A 14,541-nucleotide genomic window follows, 5' to 3' on the forward strand; every position below is an offset into this window, starting at 1 on the left:
TGAGTTTTTATTTTACAGCTTTAAGTGAAATTACTTTATTAAGGCTTTCTTTAAAACGCTCAAGAGAAAATGGTTTAAATAATATATCCCGGGCAAAATTTAAATTATACCCGGTTAAATGTTTATGAGAGTACGCCGTAATAACGATTATAATATAGTCTTTTATATTGAGTCTTCCAATCTGGCTGATATCTCCTCCTCTAAATTTTATATCTAAAAATAAGATATCGGCCTGATGTACTTTCAACAGTCGCTCTAAAGCCTGCATACTGCTTGCCTTACCAATTAAAACAAGCTCTTCACATTCCGAAATGTAGGCTTCCACCTGCTCCTGGGCAAGCGGCTCATCATCTAAAATTATGCAGCTTAGTTTCATCTTAATGGAGCCAGGTAAATTGGTTGATTGAATACTTATCTGATACGGATTGCATAATGGTTAGCGCAATGCCGATCAGGCCAAAGTTTAAATCCAGCTGAGCATTATCATGCTCGCCAAAGAAAAAAGATTTAAAACCTAAATATTTATTCTCCCCGTTTGCATATGATGTGATTTGATCGAGCCAATAAGCAGAACCCTGTTTAAAATCTTCAATGCCGGTAAGCTGATAAATTCTATTGTAAATTAAACAGGGTGAACATACACCATATTTAACAGAAGCATCATTTAAAAAAGTTTCGTCTATTGTTTTTCTACTTAAGGTATCTAATGCAATCTGAATTCCCTCTGATAAATATGCCTGATGATTTAAAATTTTAGCTGCCCTTATAATGGCATAGCTGGTTCCAATATCACCATAAACAAGGCAATGATTAATGGTTTTTTCATGTGCTTTAATCCATAACGGAAATACCGAGGTATATAAACTCCTGTTCATACGGTTTTGCAATAAGAACTTTAAGCCAAAACGCATCATTTCTGCACATTTTTCTGGCTGGATACCCGCATTAAAAGCTGAAGACAAAAAATTAATAACCATTGCACTTCCATGAGCCAGCCCGGTGTAAACCCTGGGTTCTTTAAAATAATGAGTAGTCCAGAAATAACCCTTTTCCTGATCACCTTCTTTTAATCTTTCGATCATATCGATTATTAGCTTAACAGCGTTCTTTGCAATATTTGAGGATGATGATCTTTCGATCAGGTAAAAGCCAATACCAATTGCACCTTTAGACATGCCTAGGTTTTTTTCTCCCATATTCTCTTTTACTCTTTCAGCCAGCAGGTCATCAACCTGACGTTTAAAGGGCGTATAATCTTCCTCTATATGCCCTTCGCGCGCTAAATAAATTAATAAACTGCCAAACTCAGCAATTTCTAAATAATAATTAGAAGTGAGCGCTGATTTATATTTTGCGGGATTCAGACTATCAAATGCGGCTTCTAAAAACCGCTCTGCCGCGGTATAATAAATTTCATTATTTGTATAACTTGCATACAGGCAGTTTAACAAAATGGCGCCACCTTTACCATGGCCTACACCAAAATTAGGCAATGTATTCAAGGCCTCACTGTTTACCAGTTCAATAATTTCTGGCAGGAGCACTTCGGTATTAATTTTTTCCAAATATGTTGTTACGCTTTCCATAATTACAATTTTAATCTACCCAATTCATCACCATTACCATTGGTCTGTACACGCCGGTCTTTATCTATTTTCCCAAAATTGTAACCAAACGCAATGCGTACCCTCCGGGTATCAACCCGATGTATGCTCTCTGTAATGAGTGGAACTATATTGGTAGACAGGAGCTGGTTGTTCTTGTAAAAAATATCACTTACATCAAGCTTAATGAACCCCAGGTTCTTAAATATTTTTTTTCTGATCCCGGCCGTTACGTTAACGTATTCATTGTAATCATAAATCCCCGAAATAACAGGCGATTCGTAAGAAGCAGATAACTCACCGGAAACTGTTGACGAAATTTTAAAAGTATGGTTAGAAAATACTGTAAAATAATATTTTTTTCTGATCATAATACTTGTATTTTCTAACGGATCAGGAAAGCGAATGTTCTGATAATAACCTGATAACCGGTTATTTGAATTCCACCAATCAGCAAATTTGATTGGAAAACCCAAACTGGCACTTACCAAATGATTTTTTAAGAAATTCGCTTTAGTTTTTATAAACCTCAAACTGTTCTGATCATATAAGATGGTGCTCATAATGGCATCCTCTGTTTGGGTATACCCGAACCGAAAACTGTATTTTTTATAAAGATTAGACCATGTAAAGGAATGCTGATACTCTGGCCTTAACAAAGCATTACCCCTGGTAAGGGTATAATTATCAATGTAAAGCTCATACGGAATCAGGTCATCGTATGAAGGCCGGTTGATGCTTTTTGCATAAGCCAAAGAAGTAGTATAATTTTTAGTTACTTTATAATCTGCCCTAACATTTGGGAAAAGGTTAAAGTAATTGGAATCTAATCCCATTACCACTGCGTATTGCGTAAATTCGCCCCTCAAACCTGCCTGTACATTAAACTTTCCGGTTTCATAATTAAAGTTTAGGTAAGCTGCCGGAATTTGTTCCTTGTAACCGAGGCTGCTAAAGTTGCCGCCGGTTTCCTGCCATTGGTTATTTACAAAATTAGCCGGATGCTGAAGACTGTTATTATGGGTGTATGTATACTTTAATCCGCTTTCTAGTTTTAATTTTGGATTTAATTGCTGCGTATAATCCAATGAAGCAGTATAAATATCGTAGTTGGATGATGCTTTGTTTCTAAACAGCGAAACCTCTGGCGAAACAGCACCATTATTAAACTTATCTTGATTAAATTGCTGATTCTGGTTACTGATATAATTGGTATAATTGGTGGTTAATAACAGGTTTGATCCTAAAGTATCGAGATCCAGTTTGTAAAAAACATCATAATTAGCAAAATCTACTTTCAGGTCTAAATTATTAAAGGTATTTACTTTACTAAAGTTGTTGGGCTGAGTAATCAATGCATCGACATTTCCCTTTCCATACATATGAACTTTTACAAAGGTATAATCAGCACCAATTGTATTTTTCTTATTAATATAATAATTTAAGCTCGCATTAATGCTTCCATCCGCTGCTGCACCATCAGAGATGTCGACAGTTTGATTAAAATCACCAACGCGGTTTCTGCCTTGAAACAGCACCCTGTTATCATAGCCTTTTTCAATGTGCCCACGTTTAGTATAACTGCCGTTTAAGGTGAAATCTAATTTGGGGGCTCCGATTCTTAAACCAGCGTTTGCGCCGCCACCAAATCTGTAACCCTGGGTGAGGTTACCACCTGTATTGGCTGTCCAACCTAGTTTTTTGCTTCTTTTAGTGTAAATTTCGATTACGCCACCACTGGCACTGGCATCATATTTTGATGATGGATTGGTTATAAGTTCTATGCGGTCTATCTGATCTCCGGGGATGGCACTTAAAATGTTTGATAGCGTGGCATTAGGTATTTTTTTCCCATCTAAAATAATCAATACATTTGATTTTCCTTCCATTGAAATATTCCCGTTTGTCATTTGTACAGAAGGTGCCATTCCAATAATGCTATACGCATCATTGCCCGCTGCAAGTACGCTTTCGCCTACATTTAGTATAATCCTATCGGTTTTTTGCAGAACAAAGGGTTTACTCCCTACAATTTTAACTTCCTGGAGGTTTTGGATATCTGAGTTGAGCGTAATTTCACCAACCTCTAAGTCTTTATCGCTAGAAAGCACAATCTTTCTTGTTACTTTTAAAAAACCCATATTACTGATAATCAATGTATATTCTCCTGCCTTTGTTTCTACCGCAAACAACCCTTCGAGGTTTGTTATCGAGCCTTTTATCAGCATATTTCCATCTGCATTCCACAAAGCAACGCTAGAATAAGGAATACCAATTTTTTTATCGTCTACTACTTTTCCCTTTATTTTCCCCTGTGCATAAACCATATTTAGGCCCGATAAAAACATAAAAAAGGATAGCAGGGCTAAGTATAAGAGAGGGTGGTGGTTTCTGTTTTTCATAATACTGATATTCTTCGGGTAGTGTAGGTAATAGGAAGTATGGAGGGTTGGTTAATCGTCAATAGCATCTTGTTCTTTCATCGGCCCCTTACAGGAGTCTAACCAACAGGAAAATTCGGTAGCATTACCCCCCTGAACTTCCTTTAACTGCTCTTCGCTTAATTCTGAAATAATTTCTTTCTCCAATTGAACCTTATTTGATAACTTTACCTTTTTCATGTTAACTTTTATTTAATATGACTGAATGGCTCATCGCTTTGGCTATCTTAACTTTAAGCCTGCGGATTGATTTTGATTAATAAAGAGTGCGCCGAGGTCTAGACGGCACACTCTTTTAAAGGTTTTAGTTTCCGAAACTATCTTCTTCTAAAGAAGCTTTGGTATTGTTTTTACAAGAATCTGACCAGCAAGATAATTCTGCAGCGTTTCCACCTTCAATTTCTTTTAATTGTTCTTCACTCAATTTTGAGATGATTTCTTTGTCTAATTGTACTTTTTCTGATAAATTAACTTTTTTCATGATGTTTAATTTTTAAAATGGTTTGATTGATTGATTTGATTAATTATGTTCTCATTCAAATAATGCTAACCGGTGTGCCTATTTAAATGAGTTTATTAATGCTAAACTACGTGGCCTACGTAATTAGTGATTAAACTTTTGGAAACTCCCGTCATTCTGATCGAACTGATTACGGTGTTCTTCTTTTAAATAATAAAGAAATTGTTCTTCGCCCCCGCCACCCAAGATCATTCCTAATTCATCATCCATAAAGGGGCGAAAATCTTCTTCATTACTTTCTGGGTTAAATTCATACTTTTTCATAATGGATAATTTTGTTTTAGTAATTTAAATAACGAAACCTGTCATAGTACTGGTCATCGTAAGCGTTTCGCCTAGTACCGTATAGTCTTTGTTAGCGATACCACCATTAGTATTTTCACATGTGATGATTTCTCTTTTCAGTTCTAATTCTTCAATGTTGTTTGAGTTGCGCTTCATATTCGTTTTTGTTTGTTGTTTATGATACAAACATTCTATTTTCAGTTTATTTCTTAGAATATATTCGACCAAATGATGGGTTTTCATGACAAAAGCATGGATATATCACACATTAAAAATTAGCTATAGCTGACTTTATGATCAGACGAGATCTTCAATTGATAAAAATTATGTTTACATAAACATTTAATTGATCTTAAATCATAAATATTTGGGTAATAGAAAGCATATACAACAAGTCAAAAAATTAAACTTCAATCCAAAATTGGCTTACCATTCAACCAAATAGATATTCTGGGTTGCTATCTTTAACCTGTAGATTGGCTTGTCTGATCAGGATATGAACAGAAGAATGTTTGATAATTCTATCAAAAAATCGCTATAATTTTACTTCATAAGTTGAGGGTCAGCCAGGAACTATGCCCGTGCTGCTTTCGTTTTTACCTCTTTTTAAGGATGGTTATTAACATCACTATAACTGCTTACAAATTCTCTGAACCATTCTTTAAGCATTTTGTTCTTTATAAAAATAAAAACAGAAAATCATGATAGATCCTAAAGAAAAAGACGAACAGGTACCAGATCAAAATGAGGGGCATGTAAACCCCGAAACAAAACCTACTGAAGGTACCAACTGGGATGAACACCAGCGCGTAGATGAAGAAGGAAATGAATTAGCTCCTGACGATATAAAATAATCTCCACATGAAAAAGATCTTAATGGCACTTACTTCGCACAGCGAAATGGAAAACACCGAGGGTAAAACGGGTGTTTGGCTGGGCGAATTTACAGATCCATATTATGAATTTATTGATGCCGGTTACCAGGTTACGCTAAGCAGCCCCAAAGGCGGCAGGCCACCGGTAGACCCCATGAGCGAATTAACGGAAAATATCACCGGTGCTAACCGCAGGTTTCAGGATGATGAAGTGGCAAAAGCAGCCTTTTCCCATACTACGGTATTAAACCAGGTAAATGCAATCGACTTTGATGCCGTATTTTATCCGGGCGGACATGGCCCAATCTGGGATCTGGCGGTTGATAACAATAGCGGCATACTGATTCTCGATTTCCTGGATGCCGGCAAACCGGTGGCCGCGGTATGCCATGGCCCCGCAGCACTAATTAGCGCAAGCCGGCTGAGACCTGGCTTTTTAACAGGTAAAACCATTTCGGCTTTTAGCAATGCAGAAGAAACACTGGTGGGCCGCAGCGGGAATGTTCCTTACCTGCTTCAAACCAGGCTCGAAGAACTGGGCGCCGAAGTAAAAACGGCTTTAATTCCTTTCCTTTCTCATGTAGAAAGAGATGGCCTGCTCATTACCGGGCAAAACCCGCTTTCTGCAGGGCCAACGGCAAAAGCTTTAATTGCGCTATTGGAAGAGCCAGAAAAAATCACGCCAGCTGTTGAAGCATAGTTGCCCTAAAATTAAGATTTATCATGCTGTATTTAACTGATCAATTTGGCCATTGCATGCGCAAATTGATCAGTTTGTTTATAGATGTGTTTTTAAATTAAAAGCCCTTATTACCACCTTTTTATGCTGCATGTTGGTATTAAACCAATTTATTGCAGTATTACCCCAACAATCTACCACCGGTTTCTCCTGTTCTTTTAAGTAAACCTGCCCTGAATTATGGTTAATCCACTATTTTAATGGTAGGCGATCAGTAACCAGGTGCATCAGCGATTCATTTATCTACCTTCATAAAAACTTTATGTAGCACGCAGGGAAATTTTAATTAAATTACCTATCGCATTTGAAGTTGAAACCACTTTAAATGCTAATCTAACGGATCTGGTTTATTAAATCATTTGAACAAGGAATTATGTATAGCTTATTGTATACCAGTACTGCCACAGAAGTAATGCAACCCACTGCACTTAAAGAAATTTTAAGGTACTCCAGGAGCTGGAACAAAGACCATCACCTTACCGGTTGCCTGGCTTATATTGAAGGGATGCTGGGCGATACGCATCATTGCAAATTCATTCAGGTACTGGAAGGGCCAGAAAACGAAGTTATAGCTCTTTTTAAAAACATTCAAAAAGATTCCAGACATCATTCCGTTACGCTGATTAAACAGGGTAAGATAGAAAAGCGCCATTTCGACTCCTGGGAGATGGGTTTTGAAAAAATGCAGCTGGAAAACAACCCTATTCTGCAAGATTTTTTTAAGCTAGACCCTCAATTAATTGCTATACATGGAACCATCAACAATAATATGATGATGGATTTTATGAGGTCTTTTTATGATTATCTTTAATAGCTCTCTATGCCTTATTTTGATTTTCCCCTTCATTCGATATAAACCGGGCACATATTGAAACGGCAAACCTTTAACATGCCATAAAATGCAACCATCATGCACCAGGACTCCAATAGAACCCCAATGGGGAGCGAACCAATGTGCATTCAAAAACCGGGTGTAAAACTGTCGCGATGCTATTGTGTTTGTAATCATTACAGAGAAAAGTATAGTTCACGCGGGCGCTGAAATGCGCGGGAGCCTGGTTCAATCACGCCCTATTGGAAGACCTTACATGGTTATTCAGACGATTTAAAGCGCTATGCATTTCAATAATATATAAATTCCGATGATCCTGCTGATCAATTAAAACAGCCGTTTATGTATTTGTTGGGCAATAGGTCCGTAAATGGGTGGTAAATGCAGAACAGCCCTTATAAACAAATCTCCAGCACTATCCAAAATTCAACTGCCAGACACTACTGCATGTCCAGGCTCATTAATGTAAATGGAAGAGGTGCTAGCTTCCGCTCGTTTATAACGAATGCAGTATATCGTTGCGATGTTATCACGCTCTCCATCTGCATAAACGATGGGGTGTTCCACACACGTTCGGAAACGAATGTGAGCCTGAGCCCAAATCTTACTTTCAATGTATCTTTTTAACTTGTGTTTATAGCGGTTTATATTACGGTCGTGTATTTGTGACAATGTAATTTTTTAATCGGTATTTAAAATGTGACCTCATATTTTTAAACAGATGCCTTAGCTTTGTGGCATTCCAGTTGTCAATTCAGTTCACTTCATTTTTGTTGGTATGGCAGTTCAGTAATTTCCATTACCCGGGAAATTTTTGCCTCACTTTACTTTACTAATGTGATTATAACTATTCGTTTATGCGTTGTTTACGGTTTTTGCTTTTCGTTTCCCTATTTACATTGCCTGTGCTGGCATCGGCTCAAATTACTGGCTGTTATAGCCAACCTTCAGGAGGAGGATTAGGAAGATTCTATTACCAGAGAATATCCGGTAACAATTATAGCGCATCTCCTTATGCAACTTCCGGCGCAGCAATTAGTTGTACAACATTCACAAGTATTTCGGTAAGTACAACAGCCTGCCAGGTTGGTGGTACCAGTACCGCTTACCTGTTTCTTGCAACGGCTAACGTGCCGATAACCTGTTTGCCAATAGATGATTATGCCTGGCTTTTTTTACCTTTCACCCTGGGCTGTGTACTCGTGTTACGGTCTCGGAAACCGAGGGATAAACGCAAATTAATTTTCTAAAAAAAATCAAGTTTATCGCGTAAGCCAGGTTTTTTATTGAATACTATCTTGCACGCTATAACGTTGCTTTATATCATTGCGATCCTATCCTGCTGCCATCATCATAGATAAAGTATATATTTCCTGTGCGTTCGGGAACAAGCGTGGGCCTTGTTGCCTGCATTCATGACGCTTAACAAGTGTGCCTATCAAAATATTTCTGATAATCTGCGGCTCCTACAGACATAGTTTCTGCGGAATTAAAGCTGTCTTCGTTTATAACGTTATAGTATATCATTGCGATTCCATCGCTTTTTCTATCGTCACAGACAAAGAAATATTTCATTCACGTTCAAAAAGGAGCGTAGCCTTAGTAAAAACAACAAATTTTAATAAAACATGAAAATTAAAAATCTATTATTCAGTTCGGGATTATTCGTTATCCTGGCCATTTCTGGCTGTAGTAAAAAAGGAACCCCTTATTGATGATCCGGAAAAACCAGCTATCGGGGGTAAACACGCCATATCTGATTACCGAAAGCTTCGAATCGGGTGCTAAAACACCTTAAGCATGGTTCATTTACTGAAATGCTTCGGGGTAATAATATTCCAGCAGGAATTGATAAGCATTTAGACCATGATGAAAATATGGTCCATCATTGATTTTAAAATGCTGATCATATTCCGGATTTGTCTGTAGTGTAACAGGCACCCCGGGGCGCTGAAAATAGGTTGTATTAACAGTTGACGGGAGATCAATCTCGGGCATTGCCTTTTGTATGATTTTTTCGGTATAGCCACCCAGGTATTTCTGGTAGGCAAGTGAGGCTTTTTGTGAGCCCTTCCGCATTTTATTAAACGCCCTTTTTAGTAGGATCCTTTTTAAAAATGGCAAACCATCCATCCTTTGGTATAGCGCCATGAGTGGATTGGGGGTATTCATATCCTGCTCGATTTGCTGCGTTGTAGGCGGCATCTCCGGCACTACATCTGCGGTATTTATTATACTATAGGTCCATTCAGAACGTGTGCGACTGTCATAATCATAAACAAAATAGGTATTGGCCATTTTAGGCGATGCGCTGGAATAGGTCTTTATCGCCAACAGCGGATATTTTCCTATGTCTTTCAGGTGCATCATCCATGCACTTACATAATAACATAGAGCACCTCCCTGGCTATGGCCGGCAACAAGGTAGTTATGAAAACCGCGCTGGTAAAGCGAATCGATTTTAGGCCCGATATCCCTGGAAAGAAAACCAAACCCTAATAGAAATCCGGCGTGAACTGCTGCACGGTCGTCTTTGGCAAGATTGTACTCAAAAGTGTCGTTTTTACCAAGAACTAGTTTGCCTTTGGCAGGAACCATTGCGCAGTAAAAATCAGCAAGCAGAGACCGGCTATCGGCTGTAGTTCCCCGCAGCGTAATGACAATCGTACTATCTGTGCGCACCCATAGATCATACGCATTGTCAAGACCTATGCTTTTTGAACGGTAAAGAAATCTGTAAGAAGGCAGGTAATCAATAAATCTATTTCCTGCAGTTGTGTCGAGATATGCAAGGCTAAGTTGTAGCAGATTATTGCTCTCCCATGCGTCAAATCCTTTATGGAAAGTTTGTTTCTTCTGTGCGAAAGAAAGCGAGGGAAAGAAGAAAAGCGCCAATATGAGCTTAAACCTCATAATCATTTAGTTTTATGCCTTATCAGAATTTTATACTATCAATCTAAGTTCTAAACGGGAGTACCGGATTCTTTAAATCGATTTCCTTGTACAAGAACGTTTATCCTCAAATATAAGCAGTTAGCAGACATAATCAATTATTATTACAAAACAAATAAAAAAAATGAAACGAGCTATCATAATGAACATGCTGCTATTTACGGGAATTCGAATTATTAGAAATGCACAGTGGTTTTATCAGCTAGTGAATCTAAGGACAGGACCCACTATTACCTCTGGTTCCATTTTTCATCATATAATGTTTCGTTTCCTGCTAGCAAATTATTGGGAATATAGGTTGACATAGGCTATGATTAATTGTAAGCTCAGAGGCCCCCGCTTTTTATACAAGCAGTCATTTCTCGTTCATTATCAATGACTTAGCATTTTGCTAAAAAACTTAAGCTGGAGATGGTTCCGGGTTCTATCCGGATGCTGGTACCTGCCCAAACCAAATAACCGATGGTGCTAACTAAAATTAAAAGCTCGCTAAAGCTAACAGGACTTTTCCTTCAATATAATTATGACAATATCTACCGGGTTATTTACCGAATGCCGCAGCTCAAACGCTGCCAGATCACGGCGGATCTGTTTTTAGGCAGCCAGTATAATCGGGTGGGGTTACTGAAAATGAAAGCGCTGGGTATTACCGCCATTATCAGTATGCCTATGCCATTCCGTATATACCAAAGCCCAGTACGAGGGTAAGCCATAGCTCATGTTAATTACCTGGCCATTGATCAGGCACCATCTATCAATACTTTATTCCAGGTTAAGATTGCTGACAAACAAACTTCAACTAGGTTATGGAAAGATTTGATGAAAGAGAAAGTTTGGAATATTAATGATGATACGATAGATGGGGAGGGGCTGGCACAACTGTTTGGGTGTCACTTTGCTTTTTGCTTTCACAGGTATTAGTACTGCTGTTTCTATATAAAAAGAAAATCCTTCCATTTTTAAGATGGTACTCATCAATTAGCCTTTACCAGCTTTACGGCAAAAAGAGAAATCTTCGCTTTTGAAACAATCCTGGCTTATGCTCTGTCCTTGTATCCTCCATTATTCCACCGATTTTTGATACGACCAATCCCATCGTCATAACTGTCATCAATAACACTATGTCAGTTGAATATTACTTATTAGTGTTCGTTGGGCAATAATTCGTTTTCTAATTGTTTTTGGCCCCAATTGTGTAAATAGTTTATAAATGGGATTAATTCCAGACCGGTGTCACTCAATGAATATTCTACTTTAGGTGGCACTTCGTGATACATCTTTCGGATGATCAGTTTATCATCTTCCAGTTCACGTAATGTTTGAGTGAGCATTTTAGTAGTAATATCTGGCAATGTCCTGCTTAATTCCCCATAACGCAATACTGTCTTTAAGCTCAGATGCCACAGGATTCGGCCTTTATACTTTCCTCCAATTCGCTTAAAAGCATATTCAACTCCGCATTTTTTTATACATTCTGGAATTTCTGACTTTATTTTCATTTTTATTTAGGCTTAAATAACTGATAATCAGATATAGATACTTTTTAGTATGTAACATACAAATAAGTACATACTTGCCAAAGGTAATAAAACAGTCTAAGTTTGCAGCTTATTACGCTAATAAGTACAGACATGGAACGAATTGAAAATAAATTAGATAAGATAGAAAGCGCGCCAATAATAATGAAAGCGGTTCGCCAGCACGAATTCGGTGGCCCCGAGGTACTGGTATATGAAGATGCGCCGGCACCAGAGATAAACCCTGGTGAAGTGCGTATTCGCGTCCATGCGGTGGGCCTCAATCCCCCCGACTGGTATTTACGCGACGGCTATAAGGCACTTCCTCCAGAATGGCAGCCAAAAGTGAATTTCCCCATCATCCTGGGAACAGATGTTTCGGGTGTTATCGATGCAGTCGCTGACGACATTACAGATTTCGCTGTTGGAGACGAGGTGTATTCGATGGTTCGCTTTCCTACCGGGATGATGGGAGAAAGCAAAGGTTATGCTGAATATGTAAGTGTGCCAGCATTAGAAGTTGCACTCAAGCCAACTGGTATAGATCACGTGCATGCCGCCGGGGCTCCCATGTCGTTGCTAACCGCTTGGCAATTTATGATTGAACTGGGACACGACGAACCGAATCCCCTGCAGTCTTACAAACACATACCTGTTCCGCTGGAAGGCAAAAAGGTGCTTATCAACGGTGCAGGCGGAGGCGTGGGGCACTTCGCTGTTCAACTGGCAAAATGGAAGGGTGCGCATGTCATCGCCGTGGCATCTGGCAAGCATGAAGCGTTCTTGCGCGATCTCGGGGTAGATGAATTTATTGACTATACCAGGATTGTTCCGGAGGACGTTATTCATGATGCTGATCTCGTTGTAGACGGAGTTGGCGGTCCCACAACTCGTCGGTTCCTACGCACGCTAAAACGTGGGGGTGCCTTGTTCCCGATTTTTCCATTGGGCTTTTCGGGTGCTGAAGAGGCGGAAAAACTAGGTGTAACGGTCTCAGCAACCCAGGTTCGTTCGAATGGTGCGCAACTTGCGGAACTTGCCCGCTTGCTCAACGATGGAAAAATTCGCGTAGCTATCGACAGTACGTTTCCCCTTGCGGACGCCGGCAAAGCACATGAACGTGCTGCTCAAGGAAACATCCAGGGTAAAATTGTCCTCACTGTAGCCTAATGAGCATTCCGTAAGCATAAAATGATGATAGTGTAAGAGACACAGTTTCTGATTATTAAATGATTTACAACGTTACTTTAAATCGATGCAATAACACAATTATGAATATTAAAGCGTTAGAAGATAGATTATCCCTCAAAGAGCTTGTTGACAGCGTTTCTATTTTGGGGGATAAAAAAGATTTCTATGCCCAGGTACAGTTGTTTTCTGAAAATGCGGTGTCAGATACTTTTGCCGGAGGCATAGCCATCTTAAAACTGCAAGGGTGAAAGGAAATAGCGAAAGCCTTTGGCAATTTTCTTAAAGCCTTTGAAACCGTTTACCATTTTAACGGGCAGCAGGTAGTAAACCTTGATGGTGACAACGCTACCGGAACGTGTTATTGTTTGGTTACTTTGATCTCTACCGAGGACGGGAAAAAAATGAAGACCACCATTGGGGCTATTTACCATGATGATTACATCCTGGAGAACAACCGATGGCTCATCGCCAGGCGAATAGGAGATTTCGACTGGCAAGAAAAAACTGAGCTTAGTCGATGAACAATACTAATATTCCCTCCTTAGTTAATAATTTATGTTAGCTCTGAAATGTGTATTGTATAATATCAAACTTTCTTTAAACCAGCCTGATCAATCTCTTTCTCTTTGTAGCATTATCAAAAACCCATTTCATTAATCTAAGCGGTTTTGCTGTTTTTGATAATGGGTTTTTGATCATAATTATTTTGCTAAACATTCGTTTTTTGAGACAGTATATCCTCCTTTTGCCGGGCATTAAACAGCTGAGAAATGTTAAACTGATTAATGTTTTTTATGGCATGTTATATACCAAAATCTTTGAGCGGGCTTATCACCTAAATCCTTAAGTGGTTCATTTAAAATTTCAGCATTTATTAAATCATAATTGCCAAATTCTAATTTAATAGAATCTTCATCGTAAAAAAACAAATTAAGTCCAGGCCAAGTTTCAAATGTATCCGTACTTAATTCTTTGCCTTGTCCGAATCTAAAATCTAGTTTAGAAATAGACACAAAAACCATGTATCCATTGGGTCTAAGCTGATTATAACAATCGTTAATAAATTTTACCCGTTCCTGAGCGCTTAATAAGTGAAGTAGAGCATAACAAAATATTCCATCATATAATTCACTGTCAAATGGCATGGAGTAAACCGAACCAGAATATATTTTTATACTTTCAGCAAATTGCCTTTTTGCTAAATTAATTGCACTTTCAGATATCTCGATGCCAGTTACCTGGAATCCATTGTCTATAAAAATTTTGGCATTTCTCCCATAGCCAAATCCCGGAATCAGAACTTTTTTTGATTTCTGCTTGTTAAATAATTCTAAGGTTAATACGGCGGAATCAGCGGGTTCCCATCCCCACATCTCTTGTTTATCTTTAAAACTTGCCTCCCAAAATTCTGTCATAATAATGATGCTAAGTATATCTATGCAATTAAGTTGCAATACGTAAATCTACGTTAATTTTATAATCAGGAAATGGAAAATTTAGCTGATATCTGCATATACCAATAAATTTGACCCCCTTTCGCCAATTTTAAATTGACCCCCAGAGTTGTTGCTTGAAAAAAGCAGAA

17 protein-coding genes are annotated in these 14,541 nt (G+C 38.5%); 7 read left to right on the top strand and 10 right to left on the bottom strand.

Features of this window, described 5'->3' with window-relative positions; translation table 11 throughout:
* Positions 1-7: 7 nt before the first annotated feature.
* The 7 genes from GJU39_RS17440 to GJU39_RS17470 all read right to left on the bottom strand — a co-directional run bounded on the left by GJU39_RS17440 (position 8) and on the right by GJU39_RS17470 (position 5,006).
* Positions 8-376, bottom strand: coding sequence for a LytR/AlgR family response regulator transcription factor (locus GJU39_RS17440; RefSeq protein ID WP_154282284.1), 369 nt, complete (start codon positions 374-376; stop codon positions 8-10).
* 1 nt (position 377) lies between these two features.
* Positions 378-1,586, bottom strand: coding sequence for a lanthionine synthetase LanC family protein (locus tag GJU39_RS17445; protein ID WP_154282285.1), 1,209 nt, complete (start codon positions 1,584-1,586; stop codon positions 378-380).
* 2 nt (positions 1,587-1,588) lie between these two features.
* Positions 1,589-4,006 (bottom strand): TonB-dependent receptor domain-containing protein, encoded by a 2,418-nt coding sequence (locus GJU39_RS17450; RefSeq protein ID WP_154282286.1) that lies wholly within the window; start codon positions 4,004-4,006, stop codon positions 1,589-1,591.
* A 51-nt stretch (positions 4,007-4,057) separates the two neighbouring features.
* Positions 4,058-4,225 (bottom strand): class I lanthipeptide, encoded by a 168-nt coding sequence (locus GJU39_RS17455; protein WP_154282287.1) that lies wholly within the window; start codon positions 4,223-4,225, stop codon positions 4,058-4,060.
* Between the two features lie 124 nt (positions 4,226-4,349).
* Complete coding sequence (locus tag GJU39_RS17460; protein WP_154282288.1) at positions 4,350-4,526, bottom strand: class I lanthipeptide; 177 nt, start codon at positions 4,524-4,526, stop codon at positions 4,350-4,352.
* Between the two features lie 123 nt (positions 4,527-4,649).
* Positions 4,650-4,829: a hypothetical protein gene (locus GJU39_RS17465; RefSeq protein ID WP_154282289.1), complete on the bottom strand. Its 180-nt coding sequence runs from the start codon at positions 4,827-4,829 to the stop codon at positions 4,650-4,652.
* Positions 4,830-4,853: 24 nt separating this feature from the next.
* Complete coding sequence (locus GJU39_RS17470) at positions 4,854-5,006, bottom strand: hypothetical protein (RefSeq protein ID WP_154282290.1); 153 nt, start codon at positions 5,004-5,006, stop codon at positions 4,854-4,856.
* A 545-nt stretch (positions 5,007-5,551) separates the two neighbouring features.
* Here GJU39_RS17470 and GJU39_RS17475 point away from each other — a divergent pair.
* The 4 genes from GJU39_RS17475 to GJU39_RS17490 all read left to right on the top strand — a co-directional run bounded on the left by GJU39_RS17475 (position 5,552) and on the right by GJU39_RS17490 (position 8,546).
* A complete protein-coding gene (locus GJU39_RS17475; protein WP_154282291.1) occupies positions 5,552-5,704 on the top strand; it encodes a hypothetical protein in 153 nt (50 codons plus the stop codon).
* A 7-nt stretch (positions 5,705-5,711) separates the two neighbouring features.
* Positions 5,712-6,425 carry a type 1 glutamine amidotransferase domain-containing protein gene (locus GJU39_RS17480; protein WP_154282292.1) on the top strand — a complete coding sequence of 238 codons (714 nt, stop codon included), beginning with the start codon at positions 5,712-5,714 and terminating at the stop codon, positions 6,423-6,425.
* A 412-nt stretch (positions 6,426-6,837) separates the two neighbouring features.
* Complete coding sequence (locus GJU39_RS17485; protein WP_154282293.1) at positions 6,838-7,275, top strand: BLUF domain-containing protein; 438 nt, start codon at positions 6,838-6,840, stop codon at positions 7,273-7,275.
* A gap of 878 nt (positions 7,276-8,153) precedes the next feature.
* Entirely contained in the window at positions 8,154-8,546 is a 393-nt protein-coding gene (locus GJU39_RS17490; RefSeq protein WP_154282294.1) for a hypothetical protein, read from the top strand.
* 559 nt (positions 8,547-9,105) lie between these two features.
* Here GJU39_RS17490 and GJU39_RS17495 read toward each other — a convergent pair.
* A complete protein-coding gene (locus GJU39_RS17495; RefSeq protein ID WP_167515715.1) occupies positions 9,106-10,209 on the bottom strand; it encodes a lipase family protein in 1,104 nt (367 codons plus the stop codon).
* Between the two features lie 1,181 nt (positions 10,210-11,390).
* The gene (locus GJU39_RS17500) at positions 11,391-11,747 is read right to left on the bottom strand and encodes a winged helix-turn-helix transcriptional regulator (RefSeq protein ID WP_154282296.1); all 357 of its coding nucleotides are present in this window, start codon (positions 11,745-11,747) and stop codon (positions 11,391-11,393) included.
* A gap of 132 nt (positions 11,748-11,879) precedes the next feature.
* Between GJU39_RS17500 and GJU39_RS17505 the strand changes: the two genes are divergently transcribed.
* The 3 genes from GJU39_RS17505 to GJU39_RS23640 all read left to right on the top strand — a co-directional run bounded on the left by GJU39_RS17505 (position 11,880) and on the right by GJU39_RS23640 (position 13,477).
* Positions 11,880-12,935 (top strand): NADP-dependent oxidoreductase, encoded by a 1,056-nt coding sequence (locus tag GJU39_RS17505; RefSeq protein WP_209437677.1) that lies wholly within the window; start codon positions 11,880-11,882, stop codon positions 12,933-12,935.
* Between the two features lie 101 nt (positions 12,936-13,036).
* Entirely contained in the window at positions 13,037-13,204 is a 168-nt protein-coding gene (locus tag GJU39_RS23635; RefSeq protein WP_209437678.1) for a nuclear transport factor 2 family protein, read from the top strand.
* A 6-nt stretch (positions 13,205-13,210) separates the two neighbouring features.
* Positions 13,211-13,477, top strand: a complete 267-nt coding sequence (locus tag GJU39_RS23640; RefSeq protein WP_342448223.1) for a nuclear transport factor 2 family protein — start codon at positions 13,211-13,213, stop codon at positions 13,475-13,477.
* A 261-nt stretch (positions 13,478-13,738) separates the two neighbouring features.
* Here the strand turns inward: GJU39_RS23640 and GJU39_RS17515 are convergent, their stop codons facing one another.
* On the bottom strand, positions 13,739-14,371 hold the full coding sequence (locus GJU39_RS17515) for a class I SAM-dependent methyltransferase (RefSeq protein ID WP_154282297.1): 633 nt from the start codon (positions 14,369-14,371) through the stop codon (positions 13,739-13,741).
* Positions 14,372-14,541 lie beyond the last annotated feature (170 nt).

This window comes from Pedobacter petrophilus (assembly GCF_009674725.1).
Taxonomy (GTDB): domain Bacteria; phylum Bacteroidota; class Bacteroidia; order Sphingobacteriales; family Sphingobacteriaceae; genus Pedobacter; species Pedobacter petrophilus.

Bases quoted from the DNA above. Each gene is read 5' to 3' on its own strand.
- GJU39_RS17475 (WP_154282291.1), top strand. From the start codon at position 5,552: ATGATAGATCCTAAAGAAAAAGACGAACAGGTACCAGATCAAAATGAG.
- GJU39_RS23635 (WP_209437678.1), top strand. From the start codon at position 13,037: ATGAATATTAAAGCGTTAGAAGATAGATTATCCCTCAAAGAGCTTGTT.
- GJU39_RS17450 (WP_154282286.1), bottom strand. From the start codon at position 4,006: ATGAAAAACAGAAACCACCACCCTCTCTTATACTTAGCCCTGCTATCC.
- GJU39_RS17505 (WP_209437677.1), top strand. From the start codon at position 11,880: ATGGAACGAATTGAAAATAAATTAGATAAGATAGAAAGCGCGCCAATA.
- GJU39_RS17485 (WP_154282293.1), top strand. From the start codon at position 6,838: ATGTATAGCTTATTGTATACCAGTACTGCCACAGAAGTAATGCAACCC.
- GJU39_RS17465 (WP_154282289.1), bottom strand. From the start codon at position 4,829: ATGAAAAAGTATGAATTTAACCCAGAAAGTAATGAAGAAGATTTTCGC.
- GJU39_RS17455 (WP_154282287.1), bottom strand. From the start codon at position 4,225: ATGAAAAAGGTAAAGTTATCAAATAAGGTTCAATTGGAGAAAGAAATT.
- GJU39_RS17480 (WP_154282292.1), top strand. From the start codon at position 5,712: ATGAAAAAGATCTTAATGGCACTTACTTCGCACAGCGAAATGGAAAAC.
- GJU39_RS17445 (WP_154282285.1), bottom strand. From the start codon at position 1,586: ATGGAAAGCGTAACAACATATTTGGAAAAAATTAATACCGAAGTGCTC.
- GJU39_RS17500 (WP_154282296.1), bottom strand. From the start codon at position 11,747: ATGAAAATAAAGTCAGAAATTCCAGAATGTATAAAAAAATGCGGAGTT.
- GJU39_RS17515 (WP_154282297.1), bottom strand. From the start codon at position 14,371: ATGACAGAATTTTGGGAGGCAAGTTTTAAAGATAAACAAGAGATGTGG.
- GJU39_RS17470 (WP_154282290.1), bottom strand. From the start codon at position 5,006: ATGAAGCGCAACTCAAACAACATTGAAGAATTAGAACTGAAAAGAGAA.
- GJU39_RS17490 (WP_154282294.1), top strand. From the start codon at position 8,154: ATGCGTTGTTTACGGTTTTTGCTTTTCGTTTCCCTATTTACATTGCCT.
- GJU39_RS17440 (WP_154282284.1), bottom strand. From the start codon at position 376: ATGAAACTAAGCTGCATAATTTTAGATGATGAGCCGCTTGCCCAGGAG.
- GJU39_RS17460 (WP_154282288.1), bottom strand. From the start codon at position 4,526: ATGAAAAAAGTTAATTTATCAGAAAAAGTACAATTAGACAAAGAAATC.
- GJU39_RS17495 (WP_167515715.1), bottom strand. From the start codon at position 10,209: ATGAGGTTTAAGCTCATATTGGCGCTTTTCTTCTTTCCCTCGCTTTCT.